Source organism: Bradyrhizobium sp. 137 (assembly GCF_023074095.1).
GTDB lineage: Bacteria > Pseudomonadota > Alphaproteobacteria > Rhizobiales > Xanthobacteraceae > Bradyrhizobium.
The window spans coordinates 20,170-34,143 of sequence record NZ_JADPKU010000005.1 but is presented as its reverse complement, the minus strand read 5'-3'; the positions used below and the strand labels follow the sequence as shown (position 1 = coordinate 34,143).

The window sequence follows — 13,974 nt, the reverse complement described above, 5'->3', positions numbered from 1 at the left end:
CTCCCAACGGCTTACAGGGAAATCCGGCATCCCTGCCCACCGCGCTTTCGTGCTGCCGACCCGATATGGGGCGACAATAGTGGAGATTCGAGGGGTAAACCCTCAAATCCCCACACTTTTTCGTGTTCGGCCTGCGTCGGGACGTTCCGTCGCACGCCTTTTGCATCCGGCTCACCCCTTCGATGAGGAGCGGACCAAGACCCCGGGTCGCGCTGATGCTCGCCCGGGACCTCACCAGCAAGCTGCGCTTACTTGAGCTCGACCTTGGCGCCAGCCTTCTCGATCTGCGCCTTGATCTTCTCGGCTTCTTCCTTGTTCACGCCTTCCTTCAGCGGCTTGGGAGCACCCTCGACGAGGTCCTTTGCTTCCTTCAGGCCGAGACCGGTGATGGCGCGGACTTCCTTGATGACCTCGATCTTCTTGTCGCCAGCGCTGGCGAGAACGACCGTGAACTCGGTCTTCTCTTCCGCCGGAGCGGCAGCGGCGCCGCCAGCGGCCGGGCCGGCCACGGCGACAGCCGCGGCAGCCGAAACACCCCACTTCTCTTCGAGGAGCTTCGCGAGTTCGGCAGCTTCGAGCACGGTGAGGCTCGAGAGGTCGTCAACGATCTTCTGCAAGTCAGCCATTGTTCAGTTTCCTTACGTGTAAGTCTGGTTCGGGTTTGAGTTTTGCGAAGGGTGTCAGGCCGCTTCGCCCTTTGAGGCATGAGCCTGGATGACGCGCGCGAGCTTGCCCGCGGGCGCGTTGGCGAGCTGAGCGAGCTTGGTCGCCGGGGCCACGATGAGGCCGACGATCTTGCCGCGCAGTTCGTCAAGCGACGGCAGCGAGGCAAGCGCCTTCACCCCGTCGACATTCAGGACGGTCTTGCCCATCGAGCCGCCGACGATGACGAACTTTTCGTTCGCCTTGGCGAATTCGATGGCGACCTTTGGCGCCGCTACCGGATCGTTGGAAGTCGCGATCACGGTCGGCCCCTTCAGCATGGGGCCGATGGCAACGACGTCAGTGCCTTCAAGAGCAATTTTGGCGAGACGGTTCTTCGAGACCTTCACCGAGGCGCCAGCCTGCTTCATCTGCGTGCGCAGCTTCTGCATCTGGGCAACGGTGAGGCCGGAATATTGAGCAACGATCGCGACGCTCGTGGTCTTGAAGACCTCGTTGAGCTGTTCGACCGCTTCCTTTTTTGCCGCTCGTTCCACAGCAAGCTCTCTCCGGTTGGCGGTCATCGCGAGAAGCGGGACCGCCGGGTTGCACCCATCGTCCCGCCCAAACCTGAACCTCCGGGCCAAACCCATCGGACACGCCGGGCAAGACGACAATTCAAAGCCTGCCCTCCGGGAGCCCATGAGGCCCACGGCGTGTCGAGGTCCGAACCAGACCCCGTTTCGCGAAGCCAGTTTTGAAGCTGGGGCGCGAAGTGAAATCCGGTCTTCACCCGTCTATGCAGGCCATGCGATTAAGCCGTTGAGAAATCGAAATTCCCCGCGGACGCCTGCAGTCTTGGACAGGACAAGGTCAGCCGGCGAACCGTCCGACCTCTGTCCGCATTCCACCAAATGACGGGCTCTCTTTCCTTGTCCGGAAAATCCTTACGGACGTCCTGGAAAGGAATGATCTCCTGTCGTGTCGGGTTTTCGGAATGCGAGCACGAACGCGCCAGCCGAGGCCGGCACGTCCGGAAGCGGTTCTTTAACCGCTCGGAGCCGGCTTGCCAAGAGCAAAATTCGCACCAGTTCCAAGCCGCTGCCGCAAGCGTTTGACCAATTAGGGCAGAGAAGGATCGATTCAGGCCTTTTTGACCTCATAGGGCAGCGGCCTGCCATCGAAAAACGCGGTCAGGTTGGCCAGCACGCAATTCTGCATGGCGACGTGCGATTCGAGGGTATGGCCGCCGAGATGGGGGGCGAGCACCACATTGGGCAGCGCGGTTAGCGCGTCGGGCGCGTGCGGTTCCCTCTCATAGACGTCGAGGCCGGCGCCGGCGATGGTCTTGTCGGTCAGCGCCGCGACCAGGGCCTTCTCGTCGATGACCGAGCCGCGGGAGATGTTGATGACATACCCGTCCGCGCCAAGGCGCCTCAGGATGTCGGCGCTGACGACGTGCTGGGTCTCGGCCCCTGCCCGGACCGCAATCATCAGCACGCTGCACCAGTCGGCGAGTCCTTCCAGCGACGGGAAATATTGATACGGCAAATCGTATTTGGTGCGGCTGAAATAGCCGACTTCGCTCTCGAAAGCGGCGCAGCGCGCCGCGATCTTGCGGCCGATCTCACCCATGCCGTAGACGCCGATGCGGCGGCCGGGCATGCCCGTCTGTGGCCGCATCATCGGCGAGGGTTTTGACGCCGCCCAATCGCCGCTGCGGACATATTGGTCGGCAGCCAGGATCCGCCGCGTCGTCGCCAGCATCAGGGTCATCGCAATATCGGCGACCGAAGCTGCGTTGGCACCCGGACTGTGGCCGACCGCAACGTTGCGCGCGGCGGCCGCCTCCAAGTCGACGCCGTCATAGCCGGTGCCGTAGCAGACGATCGCACCGAGCTTGGGAAACAGGTCCATCGCCTCCGCTCCCAGCGGGGTGCCGCCTGCCGTCAGTACCGCGCGGATGCCGCCGAGCTCGTCGGCCGAAAACACCTCGCGCGCGGGCTTGCCGCCAGTGTCGAGCAGTTCGAAGCGCTCGGCGAAAAGCACCATCATCGTCTTGGGAAAGCGGGAGTAGATCAGGACCTTGTCAGCCATTGTTCTTGTTTCCCGTGAACGCGGTCACAAACGACGAGGGGCGGAATCGGTTGCCCAATTCCGCCCCTCGCCTCATGCAATTTGCAAATCTCAGCCGAGGCAAGCCTTAGCCGAGGATGGTGCCCGGCTCGACCTTCACGCCGGGGCCCATCGTCGAGGACACCGCAACGCGCTGGATGTAGGTGCCCTTGGAGCCGGCCGGCTTCGCCTTGGAGACGGCGTCTGCCAGGGCCTTGATGTTCTCAACCAGCTTCTCCTCGGAGAACGACGCCTTGCCGACGCCGGCCTGCAGGATGCCGGCCTTCTCGACACGGAACTCGACCGAGCCACCCTTGGCACCCTTCACCGCGCCGGTGACATCCATGGTCACCGTGCCGATCTTCGGGTTCGGCATCAGGCCGCGCGGGCCGAGCACCTTACCGAGGCGGCCGACCAGCGGCATCATGTCGGGGGTGGCGATGCAGCGGTCGAAATCGATCGAGCCGTTCTGCACCTTCTCGACCAGGTCCTCGGCGCCGACGACGTCAGCACCCGCCGCCTTTGCCTCGTCGGCCTTGGCGCCACGGGCGAACACGCCGACGCGGAGCGTACGGCCGGTGCCGTTCGGCAGGGTCACGACGCCGCGAACCATCTGGTCGGCGTGACGCGGATCGACGCCGAGATTGATCGCGACCTCGATGGTCTCGTCGAACTTCGCCTTGGCGCGTTCCTTGACCATCTTGATCGCGTCCGCGAGCGGGTAAAGCTTTTCGCGATCAATGCCTTCGCGGGCTTTGTTCAAACGCTTTCCGATTGCCATGACCGCTTACCCCGCAACTTCCAGACCCATCGAACGGGCGGAGCCCTCGACCATCTTCATGGCCGATTCGATGCTGTCGCAATTCAAGTCCTTCATCTTCTTCTCGGCGATCTCGCGCACCTGCGCCTTGGTCACCTTGCCCGCCTTGTCACGGCCCGGTGCTTTCGAGCCGGACTGAATCTTGGCGGCCTGCTTGAGGAAGTAGGACATCGGCGGCGTCTTCATCTCGAAAGTGAAGGAACGGTCCGCATAGATGGTAATGACCACCGGGATTGGGGTGTTCTTCTCTTCCTTCTGGGTCTGCGCGTTGAACGCCTTGCAGAACTCCATGATGTTGAGACCGCGCTGACCGAGCGCGGGACCGATCGGGGGCGAAGGATTCGCCGCACCGGCCGGGACCTGAAGCTTCAGGTATCCGGTCACTTTCTTTGCCATGTATCACTCCTGTTGTGCCGGCATGTCCGCCGGCGGTTTCAGGTTCGTGGTCTGGGTCGGATGCGGCTGGCAACCGCCCTCTCCCTCCCACGGCCTCTTGCTGCGCAAGACCGAAGTCTCACGCCTACCCGGTCAGACCTTCTCGACCTGACCGAATTCCAGTTCGACCGGCGTGGCGCGGCCGAAGATCGACACCGCGACCTTCACGCGCGAGCGCGCCTCGTCGATTTCCTCGACCACACCCGAGAACGAGGCGAACGGGCCGTCGGCCACGCGCACGTTCTCGCCGATTTCGAACGAGACCGACGCCTTCGGCCGTTCCACGCCCTCCTGCACCTGATGCAGGATGCGCATGGCCTCGGCTTCCGAGATCGGCATCGGCTTGTTCTCGGCGCCGAGGAATCCCGTCACCTTCGGCGTGTTCTTGATCAGATGGAACGCCTCGTCGGTCAGCTTCATCTTCACCAGCACATAGCCGGGGAAGAACTTGCGCTCGGCGTCGATCTTGCGGCCGCGGCGCACTTCCGTGACCTTCTCGGTCGGCACCAGTACCAGGTCGAACAGCTCCTCGAGCCCGCGCTGCTTGGCCTGCTCGCGGATCGATTCGGCGACCTTCTTCTCGAAGTTCGAATAGGCGTGGACGATGTACCAGCGCTTGTCGGACACTTGAGCGGTTGCTGTTGCCATCAGTGGATGCCCAGAAGGAAGGTGATGAGGTAACGGATGATCTGGTCGGCGGCGAAGAAGAAGACCGAGGCCACGGCAACCATGACGAACACCATGATGGTGGTGATCGTGGTCTCACGACGGGTCGGCCAGGTGACCTTGGCGGTCTCCGAGCGCACTTCCTGCAAGAACTTGAACGGGCTGACTGCCATCGTTTGATGTCCAACGTCCGTCGCAAGACGGCTACTGATTTCAAAGGGATCCGAACAGCCGCCTTTGGCCCAGCCCTCGTCTGAAGGATGAGCCGGAAACCGGGCTCGATTGTTCGGGGATTTCAAAGCCGCGCCGGAAATCCGCGTCTAACGGGCCGGCTGCGAGTGCGGGGTAAATACTGCGGATGGGGCCAAAGGTCAAGATATGGGGACGGCTTGCGCGGCAAGCGAGCGGATCGAGCCGCCTAATTGATTTTGCTGGCAGGAGTGGCAGGGCTCGAACCTGCGACCCCCGGTTTTGGAGTTCGGCAACCGGTGTCCGCTCCTGTCCTGTTCAGTCCCGAGTAGGCTTGATTTATCTAGCGTTTCCTCGACTACGGTCCCAAGCGTTCCCGCCCTATCCCTCCGGGTTGGGTAGCAAAATGGTAGCAAACCGGTGGCCAGGCGTTCTGCTGGCCGTTCGCATTTTTATCTATAGCACCCGCACCGGATAAGCCCAGGCGGCGTCATCACTTGGCAAGAGGGCGGGGCGGCCATCGCGATTGCCGTTGCGATGTTTGCTTAGCTCTTCTACGTCGCGTTTGGCGTCTCCCTGAAACTCGGGAACGCCGGCGTGAACCGGCCCCCCCTCGCGCTACCGTCAAAGCCAGCCTAACTGATGAAAAAGGCCCGGCGGTAGGCCGGGCCTGTACTCATTTGGATGAAGCGTTGGTGGATCAGGCTCTCGGGGCCGCCTCCATGACACCCTCCAGCTTCTTGATGCGCTCGAGCATATCGTGCAGGCAGAACGACAGTGCTTCGGAGGCCTCCTCGTAGTCCCGGCGGAATACTTCGCCCATGCCGTCCAGCACTCGTATCCCGACAATGGTCATCTGCCGAAGGTCGGATACCGCGTTGTCGATGTCGTTTGTGTTCATCAGCCCCTCCCCTCCTGCCAGAGTTGCGGTAGCACCTCCGAGAGATTCGCCAGCAAGTCGATATGCCAGTAGTCCGGCCAAACGTGGCGGTCCGCTTCGATCTCCACGGCGTACTTGAGGAGAGCCAGCAAGCCCTCTCTTGTGGTGGGGATGACTTCCAGGAGTGCGTATGCTGCGTCGAGCTCGGCATCGCCGGTTAAGTCAATCTCTCGTTCTGCCTCGATCCAGCGAGGGTCATCCGTCGCCACGATGGTCTCTTCGCCGGCGCAGATGGAGGAGAGACGCTTTTCCTGCGGAAGCAAGATCTCAAGTTCGCAGCAACGGTCGACCCATGACAACCACATGGCACGGGCGGCCTTGTGGGCCTCGATCGCAGCAAACATCGGATCTGTTGCCAGATCAGCGCCCCTCGCCGATCCGGGAAGTGCGGCGCCAAGCACGGCGCCCCCGGCGGTGGCGGCCGCGGCTTGGGCAAGGAATTGGCGTCGAGAGGTCTCGACGGGATCAATGGTCGTCGTCCTGGCGAGTTTGTTTGAGGACGAGCTTAGGGGTGGCGTGCTAAGCACGCGGTCAGCTTCGGTCATGGGATAAAGAGCCTCTCTTGATCGGGGTTAGAGCCGGCCAGGAGCTTCCACCTCTTGGTCGGCTCGCGAATTTATGCTAGCCATTATTTATGGAACGTCAAGAAAAAAGGCTAGCCAAAAAGGGCCGTGGTCGGCCCGCGACCGGCCGCGGCACTACCGTTGGTGTTCGGTGTCAAGACGAGATGCTGGCGGAAATCGATGATTGGCGCCGTAAGCAGCCAGACCTGCCAACTAGGGCCACAGCCATCCGTCGACTTACCGAGATCGGGCTAAAGGCGAAAGCCAAATGACCGACCAGCCCACCCCTTCCCGCTTCGTCCTGAGGAAAGGCGCAGTGGCGGGCAAGTGGATGGTCTGGGACAGACAGCTTCGCGGTCCGGCTCGACTGGATCATGGCAAAGCCGCGGAGTTGTCCGAGGAGGACGCCCGAAAGATCATCAAGCAGCTGAACCAGACCTACGAAAAGCAATAGCCGAATCTGCTTGAGCGCATGAGCGAGCAAGGCGGCCCGAATACCGATTGAGTCTGCCACGTTGGGCCAACCAAGCCCGGGATTTGGTGAATTTGTTCTATCCCCTCCGGGGGCGCTTTGGTGCGCCCGGCGGCCAGTGGATTGTGGGCATGGCCCCGGCTGCCCTCTATCGGTAAGTCCAGAGGCGTGCTGGCATGCGCGGCTATGAGCCGCCGCGCACGAGTGACACAAGCTGCGATATGCCAGGCCATCCGCGCCGCCCAACGAACCGGCGCCGGGCCGGTACCCCGGACAAACGATGACCGTGCCATCTCCCGAGACGATTGAACGCGAACAACACAAGCTCTTTCTAACGGACGCCGAGCTGATCCGGCGCCTTGGCGTGCCAGAAAAGAAAGCACGAGAGGCAATCCGAATGGCTGAAGCAAAAGCGGGATTCCCGAAGAAGCAAAAACTTTGGGGGGATAGAAGGTATTGGCCGGCCGTGAAGGCATGGCTGGACAAGCACCACGGGTTGCCCGACCCTTCGAAGTTGGCTCGCTGATCATGCCAATGCTGACGATCAAAGAAGCGGCCATCGCCCTGAGCGTTTCGCCGCAATGGCTGAAATACTGGCTCGTGGACAATCCGGTCGACGCAGCCGGCGTCCCCTTCTACGTCCGAATGGGAAACCGCCTGAAGTTTGAGGAGAAAGACGTCGAGCGAATACTCATTCACCTGCGCGAGCTCGAGGCTGCCCGCCTTGGGCCTAGCATCAAGGCAAAGGCGCGGTTGGCGGGGCTTATGTCCCATGTGGGCGGCTATGATCACTTAGCCGCCGTCCGAGAGGCAGCGGAGAGCAGAAAACGCGAAGCCAAATCGAAGCACGGACCTCGTCGACGAATGACATTGCCCGACTGGCCAAAATGAAGGCAGAATTGCGCGTGCGAAGGCGGCTTCTGAGTCGCGGCGAACGTGACGGCAATAACATGGCGAACCAAACCCGACATATCTACACGGCGAATGGACGCCACGCCTTTTACCGAGTGGGTAACAACATCTACACCGCAACCGGCGGAGAGCGAGCGTTCTGGGTTAGCGGCACTTGGTGGCACTCGTCGGAAGGCGGAGCCGAGTACTACGAAAGTGGAAAGTGGATTTACAGTAAAGACGGTAAGGCCTCATTCTATTATTCATCGTGAAGAGACGCTGACTGATCAACCGTCCTCTTCCCCTTGCGTTCGCCCTCCGGTTGCAGTTGGATACGCCTACTGGGGGGTGTTCAATGCGCAATTTTACCGTCGCGGTCCTCGCGATCGCACTGGCCGGCTGTGCGTTTCAGCTTACGGCAAGGGGCCTATCAATCGTGAAGCAGCCACTCGCTGGAGGCGACTCCGTTGAGAAGCAGATCCGTAAGGCGGATACCGGAGGTGGTTCGAGCTGGTCCAGCATCGGCGACTTGATCGGAGGAATCGCAGGCGGGCTTATCAAGTCCGTATGTTCCGGCTGATCGAGATCGACGTCGTCGTGGATCATCCTGTCATTCAAGAGCTTTCTAAGCTTGCTCTTCAATTCTGTGGGGCTCTCCTGATCGCGTGGCTAGCTGTGCGATGGGCGCTCTCTAGGTTCAAAAGTGAGAAGGCCTGGGAGCGCAGGATCGGCGCTATGGCTGATGTTTTGTCCGCTCTTCGCGAGATGCTTCGCGTGCTAGCGATTTGGGAAGACCGCGAGCTTCGTGGCGTCGACCAAAATGAGGAGTATGAGGAGAAATTGCGAAAACGGTGGCAGGAAGCCGAAGCGAAGTTCAAAGCGGTTTCTGCAATCGCGATCCTGGTCCTGCCGCGAGAAGCAGCTGATAGGATCGAAATGCTAGAGAGGGCCCTGGCAGACAAAAACTACGATTCGTGGATGGAGGAAATCCAGGGGACCGAGGTCGCAGTACGCACCGCAATGACCTGGCTAGTCGATCACTCAAAAGAGTATCGCCCCGCCTAATCAGTAGGCGGGGCCCTGTTCGTAACTCGGCCGAATGCCCAAGCTGTTTGTTGCGTCGAGACGGCACCCGGGTGTCCAATCATACTCATCCAGCACCTCTGATTCTCACCAGAGGCGCAATAGACGAAAATGTTCAACAACATACCTCTATCGAAATCGCGACGATTTTCGCGGACCGGCCACTGCTATGCGTATTCCTGCCAAACCAGATGACATCATCGAAATTTACGCTGACGAAAGCAGCCAGAATAAACATCGCTATCTGGTTTTGGGTGCCATTGTCGTTAGCATGCTAGACACACCCGACCTGATCGAGGCTATCGCAAAAGCCCGGTTACCGGAATTGCCTCAAGGCGAGGCAAAATGGGCAAAAATCTCAAAAGCCAAGCTGGCGGCCTACAAGCGGATGGTGGATGTCGTTTTTGATAATCAGGACAAATGGCACTTCCACTCGCTTTTCGTGGATACAACTCAGCAAAACCACAAAAAGTACAACGATGGCGATAGCGAAATCGGCTTCAACAAGGAGCTGTATCAACTCGCGAACAAAATCGGCCAACTCTACTCGAAGGCTTATTTCCACATCTATCCGGATTACCGCGACACAAAGAGCTCTCCTGAGGAGCTACGACAGATCCTTTGTCACGGCGCTCGAAAACGGGGCGACACGAGAGATTGGCCGGTCAGGCGCTGTCAGTTCCGCGATTCGAAGAAGACAATCGCCCTTCAGGTCGCCGACATTTTGATCGGCGCAATCGCTTATCAGCTTAATGGTCAGCCGCTGACGCAAACCCTGCAAAGGTGGAGCTGGCGAAATACATCATGAAGCGCGCCGGCATAGCCAACGTCACAAACGGCACGAAACGAGAGGCTAAATTCTCGGTCTGGCCGCGCAAGCTGCGAAAGTAAAGGGTGGTCCCTAGCCTCTAGATCGAAGAATCGATCCCCACCTTTGGATGGGTGCCACCGCCTAGGCGGTGGCGTCAGGCTAGGGAGTTACCGACAACATAGTGATTCACGGCCGACCTGTGAATTCTCGGGATAACTATTTTTTCTCTCAGCATTTAGAAGCCGTTAACGATCACTGAAGCAATAGGCGATTCCGCCCATCCCTTATCGGCACCACTTTGTCCGTCTTCTCGGCCGGCGGCTTGGAGCAATAGGTCGCCCAGTCGCCCATCATCGGCCGGCGCTTCGCGCGCCTGTCGCCGCCGCGGTAGGCCACCTCGACCTTGTCGGACAACAACGTGATCGGGTTCGCGGGCGCCCTTTTCTAGCCCATCAGGCGGGCTCCTGGGACCGTCCAGGGTGGACACCGTCACGAGCCTTGTACTTCGGACGGCATCGTCCCCCTGGTCACTGACCGCAAGGCCAGGAACCGCAACTCTGTGGCCGTGGCCGGCGCCCAGCATTGGGAGCGATTTCCGGCTCCAAAAGGCCCATTCATGCTGGGGGCTACCACCCCAGCCCGGGCGTTCGTTCGGCCTCCGCAGACCCTATGAAAATAGGCATTTGAGAGCGCCTCGTCAGCGACCGAGGATGGCGCATTCGCGCCCCCAATCAAGGGTGGGGTAACGCACCGGCGCATTCGGCTCCATCCAAACCCACGAGCGGCAGTAGCTCGCGCGAGTCCCGAGCCACAAGGGATCGATAATTTGCGAGCTGCTTATGTTTGCCGCTTTGATGCGGCAATGCCTCGCCCGAAACGCCATACGCCTACGCACGCAGACAGCCGATCGATGAAGATCACCTTCGGCGAGATGCGCCGCATGGGCGTGCGCGGCGTGCTGGTCTATTGCCACTCCGGCCATCACGTTGCACTGGACGCAGACCGCTGGGCCAATGAGGTGCGGCTGTCTGATATCGAGCCGCGCTTCGTCTGCGTAGGTTGCGGCAGCCGCGGCGCCGACGTCCGGCCTGACTTCGATCGAGGCAACCCACAGCTTGCAATCACAGGCTATCGCAACGCGCGATAGCCCCGCCAAAAAGCGGCCCCAGCTAACAGGCGGCTGCTGGGTCCGTGGGACGCTCCGGCACGCAGGGGGGCTTTGAACCGGAGCACAGCACCAATCCGACCGATTGCCGCGAGTTCCCGTGCTGGAGGACAGCGCCAATGAGCCGCGAGAACCGACCCACCGCCAAACGCGCGTCAGACGATGGGCCGTCCCGGGTGGATGTCGCGACACTTGGAGGATCGCGCCACAGACCGAAAATTCAATTCTCTCAGCTGGAGAGTCGTTCCCTTGCAGATTCTCTCGGGCGTGGCCTAGGAGCCGCCAACTGAGGAAGCCTTACTCTTGGGTCTCGCGCCACATCTGCTCGCCACACTGGCATCTGTAGATGCGCACGGTGCCGCCACTTCGGGCGTTCAGGAACTTCTGTAGCAGTCGGGAACTGCCCGCACAGCGGTCGCACTTGATCTGATTATCTGTCGGAGAAGGTAGGTATTGCGGCGCCTGGAGGGACATGGCTCTCGCTCCGAACTTTAGGCGGGAGCGCGGTAACGTCTCTCTGTCACCGATGGGGTACCACGGGAATCGCGCGGTGATGGAATAGCTGTACGCCTACAATCTAGCTCTGGCTATAGGAACGCATCAAAATATGCCACTCTTTAAATCAAACTAGGCCACTGAGGTCGGAAGCAGGTCAGCGCCCAGCATTCGATAGGAACTCTCCTCTTGGCCCGACTTTGATCCACGTGCGCTCAGGCGCATCAGGCTATCCCCCATAGCCCGAGCGGCCCCAGCCCTGGGTCATTGATCCAGGCCTGGGGTCGTTCTTTAACGCAGGCCAGCCCGCGTGAACCGGCTGCACTGTGAAAGCCAACTGGGATTTCAGTGCTCAGTTTTGAGACAAAGGGCTGCCGGGGGGGACAGGGAATTTTGAGCCCGGCAGCGTTTCTCTCTTAACAAAAAGACGTGGCCCGCCCTTCATCGCTGATGCAGAGGGCGGACCGGCTCCCGACCTTAGGTCAGAGGAAGGCGGCGCGAAAATGAAATCCTGCGGCCTGAGCGGCTCCTCGCTATGCACCACGATATCGTTACCTGCATTGAATGTGATCGTGCTCTGGTGCGTCGTCGGATCGAATGCTGAGATGGTCAGATCGCTGAAGTTCACGATTCCGAGTGTCGAAACATCGATGTGGTCGATTCCTAAATTTGAGAGGCCCTGACCAAAATCCTCGATCTTGTCGTGACCGCTGTTGAAATTGAAGGCGAAGTAGTCGTTTCCTCCTTTCGCGAGGCCGAGCATCACCTGAGCGTCGCCCCACATGTCGTCGTTTCCGGTACCGCTGATCAGCTTGTCATTGCCTCCGTGGGCTTTGTCGGACATGTTCTGTGCATCGCCAACCAAGGTGCTGTAACCACCAGAAAAGACGCTGCCCGCTATAAGCGTATCGTTGCCACCATACGCATAGCCGGACATTGTCAGTGCATCACCGTAAGCCAAGCAGAAAAACGCGTTGGGGCCGCCGATGAATGTGTCATCGCCGCCGACTGAATGATCTCGCATATTCCCGCCGGCGTCACCAAAGAAGGTAGCTTGGCCAAAGTCGTTTGTAGCGCTGTCCATCGTGTCGTTGCCGCCCCGCGCAAATTCCAGCATGTCGCCCCCGGCGTCGGCGTAGAAATAACTGAAGTCGTTCATCGCGCCGCCAGGGTGGGGAAGAAAACTCAAGATATCGTCACCACCCGAAGCATGACCAGACAAATTGCCGCCGGCGTCGCCGTAAAAGAAGTAGTTGTCTTGCACGCCGCTTGTTGTAAACGCGTCATTGCCGCCCAGCGCCCGGTTCGACATGTTTCCGCCGGCGTCGCCATAAAAATAGATGTTGTTGCTATGGCCATTCGTTGCTAGCGCGTCGTCGCCCCCTTTTGTGTACCCAGACATGCTTTCGCCGGCATCACCAAAAAATGTGGTGGGGGTCGCGCCATACCGACTCAGCGCGGGGCCTGTAATGAATGTGTCTTGGCCGCCGCTTGCGTGGTCGGCCATGTTGCCGCCCGCATCGCCATAAAACGTATTGGTGGCCAAAATCCCAGACGTGTAAGTGTCATTACCGCCCCGAGCGTAGCCAGACATACTGTCGTAGACATCACCGTAGGTGATGTTTGTGGAAGGCCGGTCGAAGTGGGCGTCGCCACCAGAAAAGGTGTCATCGCCACCGGTAGCGTGATCGGACATGTTCCCGCCCGCGTCACCGATCAAAATGTTGATCGAGTCCGCCCCACCCGTAAATGTGTCAGCACCACCTGTCGCGTGATTGGTTATGTCTCGACCCGCGTCACCAACGAAAAAGTTGGTCGAGTTCGTGCCGCCAGTAAAAGTGTCATTTCCGCCGATGGCGTAATCGAGCAGGCTTCCACCGGCATCCCCATATAGCAAGTTGATCACGTCGGCAGCGCCGGCCAAAACGTCGTTTGTGCCTATCTCGTGGTGCGTCAGATCACCGGCGGTAATTGGAACTCGTTTGGCCATATCTCGCCTCCCCTTGCTGCATCCCGCGTAAGGAACGAATCACCAGGCCATGATGATCAGCTCAAAAGATCAGTGTTGTTGCTGCCGCTCGATCACCAGTTCAAGCGCAAGAGCCTCAATTGCGAGTTCCTCTGCCAAGCGTCCGAACAGTTCTCGCTTTCCCGCGTCACTCGTCTGTCTGCGAGATTATCGCCGCCTTCAGGGCGCGGCCGGCTGACCAGGAGCGGAGGCAGAAGAGGCGATCTTCTGCTCAGCCTCAAGGACGCGTTCGCGAAGTGCTTCCAATTCAGCAATCTGAGCAGCGAGCGTTTCGAAGCGGAGCCGAAGAACAGCGCCGGCATCCGCTCGACCGCCGCGCTTGCCCGCCTCGGGCAAGTTGGCCCATTCGAAGGGAGCGGCCGATCGCATTGACGCTGGGGAATTCTGGAAATGATGGAGACCAGTCATGGCCGGACCTTCCGAGCGGGCGCAAGGGAAATGGGGTGGGAATGCCGCGCCGCGCTTTTGTTATAAATGAGGCACCAATAAATCACGCAGTGACTCAAAAAGCATAAGTTAAGTTAATTCAAATTAATCACGAATTATAACACTCGCGCCGAAGGCTCTGTCGGCGTTAGTGCCTCCCCGGATGCTTCCGGTCTGCTCTCCGGCCGAGCTGATTAAGGCGCTCTTCAAGGGCGCGCTTTGCTGCGATCAG

Annotated in this window: 17 protein-coding genes; 6 read left to right on the top strand and 11 right to left on the bottom strand. The window is 59.9% G+C overall.

All coding sequences use genetic code 11. The features are described from left to right. Nucleotides 1–248: 248 nt before the first annotated feature. The 9 genes from rplL to IVA78_RS00960 form a co-directional block, all read right to left on the bottom strand. A complete protein-coding gene (gene rplL / locus IVA78_RS01000) occupies nt 249–626 on the bottom strand; it encodes a 50S ribosomal protein L7/L12 (RefSeq protein WP_124157674.1) in 378 nt (125 codons plus the stop codon). 54 nt (nt 627–680) lie between these two features. After that, nucleotides 681–1,199: a 50S ribosomal protein L10 gene (gene rplJ, locus IVA78_RS00995; RefSeq protein ID WP_247279356.1), complete on the bottom strand. Its 519-nt coding sequence runs from the start codon at nt 1,197–1,199 to the stop codon at nt 681–683. Between the two features lie 586 nt (nt 1,200–1,785). Next, nucleotides 1,786–2,739 carry a 2-hydroxyacid dehydrogenase gene (locus tag IVA78_RS00990; RefSeq protein ID WP_247279355.1) on the bottom strand — a complete coding sequence of 318 codons (954 nt, stop codon included), beginning with the start codon at nt 2,737–2,739 and terminating at the stop codon, nt 1,786–1,788. A 106-nt stretch (nt 2,740–2,845) separates the two neighbouring features. Beyond that, nucleotides 2,846–3,538 (bottom strand): 50S ribosomal protein L1, encoded by a 693-nt coding sequence (gene rplA, locus IVA78_RS00985; protein WP_018647230.1) that lies wholly within the window; start codon nt 3,536–3,538, stop codon nt 2,846–2,848. A 6-nt stretch (nt 3,539–3,544) separates the two neighbouring features. After that, nucleotides 3,545–3,973: a 50S ribosomal protein L11 gene (gene rplK, locus IVA78_RS00980; RefSeq protein WP_012045056.1), complete on the bottom strand. Its 429-nt coding sequence runs from the start codon at nt 3,971–3,973 to the stop codon at nt 3,545–3,547. Between the two features lie 132 nt (nt 3,974–4,105). Next, nucleotides 4,106–4,660, bottom strand: coding sequence for a transcription termination/antitermination protein NusG (nusG, locus tag IVA78_RS00975; protein ID WP_247279354.1), 555 nt, complete (start codon nt 4,658–4,660; stop codon nt 4,106–4,108). After that, on the bottom strand, nt 4,660–4,851 hold the full coding sequence (secE, locus tag IVA78_RS00970) for a preprotein translocase subunit SecE (protein WP_027564420.1): 192 nt from the start codon (nt 4,849–4,851) through the stop codon (nt 4,660–4,662). Before secE ends, nusG begins: the two co-directional genes overlap by 1 nt. Nucleotides 4,852–5,567: 716 nt before the next feature. Continuing rightward, the gene (locus IVA78_RS00965; protein ID WP_247463789.1) at nt 5,568–5,768 is read right to left on the bottom strand and encodes a hypothetical protein; all 201 of its coding nucleotides are present in this window, start codon (nt 5,766–5,768) and stop codon (nt 5,568–5,570) included. Further along, nucleotides 5,768–6,352, bottom strand: a complete 585-nt coding sequence (locus IVA78_RS00960; protein WP_247463771.1) for a twin-arginine translocation signal domain-containing protein — start codon at nt 6,350–6,352, stop codon at nt 5,768–5,770. The genes IVA78_RS00965 and IVA78_RS00960 overlap by 1 nt, the downstream gene beginning before the upstream one ends. Nucleotides 6,353–6,638: 286 nt before the next feature. On the opposite strand from IVA78_RS00960, the gene IVA78_RS00955 reads away from it, so the two are divergent. The 5 genes from IVA78_RS00955 (at nt 6,639) to IVA78_RS00935 (ending at nt 9,624) form a co-directional block, all read left to right on the top strand. Next, nucleotides 6,639–6,824, top strand: coding sequence for a hypothetical protein (locus IVA78_RS00955; RefSeq protein ID WP_247463769.1), 186 nt, complete (start codon nt 6,639–6,641; stop codon nt 6,822–6,824). A 298-nt stretch (nt 6,825–7,122) separates the two neighbouring features. Beyond that, the gene (locus IVA78_RS00950) at nt 7,123–7,368 is read left to right on the top strand and encodes a winged helix-turn-helix domain-containing protein (protein ID WP_247463766.1); all 246 of its coding nucleotides are present in this window, start codon (nt 7,123–7,125) and stop codon (nt 7,366–7,368) included. An 8-nt stretch (nt 7,369–7,376) separates the two neighbouring features. Further along, a complete protein-coding gene (locus IVA78_RS00945; RefSeq protein WP_247463763.1) occupies nt 7,377–7,733 on the top strand; it encodes a hypothetical protein in 357 nt (118 codons plus the stop codon). 567 nt (nt 7,734–8,300) lie between these two features. After that, on the top strand, nt 8,301–8,798 hold the full coding sequence (locus IVA78_RS00940) for a hypothetical protein (RefSeq protein ID WP_247463760.1): 498 nt from the start codon (nt 8,301–8,303) through the stop codon (nt 8,796–8,798). A gap of 187 nt (nt 8,799–8,985) precedes the next feature. Continuing rightward, nucleotides 8,986–9,624 (top strand): DUF3800 domain-containing protein, encoded by a 639-nt coding sequence (locus IVA78_RS00935; protein ID WP_247463757.1) that lies wholly within the window; start codon nt 8,986–8,988, stop codon nt 9,622–9,624. A 255-nt stretch (nt 9,625–9,879) separates the two neighbouring features. On the opposite strand, the gene IVA78_RS00930 is transcribed toward IVA78_RS00935, so the two are convergent. Further along, complete coding sequence (locus tag IVA78_RS00930; RefSeq protein ID WP_247463754.1) at nt 9,880–10,041, bottom strand: hypothetical protein; 162 nt, start codon at nt 10,039–10,041, stop codon at nt 9,880–9,882. A 448-nt stretch (nt 10,042–10,489) separates the two neighbouring features. On the opposite strand from IVA78_RS00930, the gene IVA78_RS00925 reads away from it, so the two are divergent. Next, nucleotides 10,490–10,774 (top strand): hypothetical protein, encoded by a 285-nt coding sequence (locus tag IVA78_RS00925; RefSeq protein ID WP_247463823.1) that lies wholly within the window; start codon nt 10,490–10,492, stop codon nt 10,772–10,774. Nucleotides 10,775–11,639: 865 nt separating this feature from the next. Here the strand turns inward: IVA78_RS00925 and IVA78_RS00920 are convergent. Further along, nucleotides 11,640–13,277 (bottom strand): calcium-binding protein, encoded by a 1,638-nt coding sequence (locus IVA78_RS00920; RefSeq protein WP_247463751.1) that lies wholly within the window; start codon nt 13,275–13,277, stop codon nt 11,640–11,642. Between the last annotated feature and the right edge of the window lie 697 nt (nt 13,278–13,974).

Coding starts and splice junctions, on each gene's coding strand:
- rplL (WP_124157674.1), bottom strand. CDS start 626: ATGGCTGACTTGCAGAAGATCGTTGACGACCTCTCGAGCCTCACCGTG.
- IVA78_RS00990 (WP_247279355.1), bottom strand. CDS start 2,739: ATGGCTGACAAGGTCCTGATCTACTCCCGCTTTCCCAAGACGATGATG.
- rplA (WP_018647230.1), bottom strand. CDS start 3,538: ATGGCAATCGGAAAGCGTTTGAACAAAGCCCGCGAAGGCATTGATCGC.
- rplK (WP_012045056.1), bottom strand. CDS start 3,973: ATGGCAAAGAAAGTGACCGGATACCTGAAGCTTCAGGTCCCGGCCGGT.
- nusG (WP_247279354.1), bottom strand. CDS start 4,660: ATGGCAACAGCAACCGCTCAAGTGTCCGACAAGCGCTGGTACATCGTC.
- secE (WP_027564420.1), bottom strand. CDS start 4,851: ATGGCAGTCAGCCCGTTCAAGTTCTTGCAGGAAGTGCGCTCGGAGACC.
- IVA78_RS00965 (WP_247463789.1), bottom strand. CDS start 5,768: ATGAACACAAACGACATCGACAACGCGGTATCCGACCTTCGGCAGATG.
- IVA78_RS00960 (WP_247463771.1), bottom strand. CDS start 6,352: ATGACCGAAGCTGACCGCGTGCTTAGCACGCCACCCCTAAGCTCGTCC.
- IVA78_RS00955 (WP_247463769.1), top strand. CDS start 6,639: ATGACCGACCAGCCCACCCCTTCCCGCTTCGTCCTGAGGAAAGGCGCA.
- IVA78_RS00950 (WP_247463766.1), top strand. CDS start 7,123: ATGACCGTGCCATCTCCCGAGACGATTGAACGCGAACAACACAAGCTC.
- IVA78_RS00945 (WP_247463763.1), top strand. CDS start 7,377: ATGCTGACGATCAAAGAAGCGGCCATCGCCCTGAGCGTTTCGCCGCAA.
- IVA78_RS00940 (WP_247463760.1), top strand. CDS start 8,301: ATGTTCCGGCTGATCGAGATCGACGTCGTCGTGGATCATCCTGTCATT.
- IVA78_RS00935 (WP_247463757.1), top strand. CDS start 8,986: ATGCGTATTCCTGCCAAACCAGATGACATCATCGAAATTTACGCTGAC.
- IVA78_RS00925 (WP_247463823.1), top strand. CDS start 10,490: ATGCCTCGCCCGAAACGCCATACGCCTACGCACGCAGACAGCCGATCG.
- IVA78_RS00920 (WP_247463751.1), bottom strand. CDS start 13,277: ATGGCCAAACGAGTTCCAATTACCGCCGGTGATCTGACGCACCACGAG.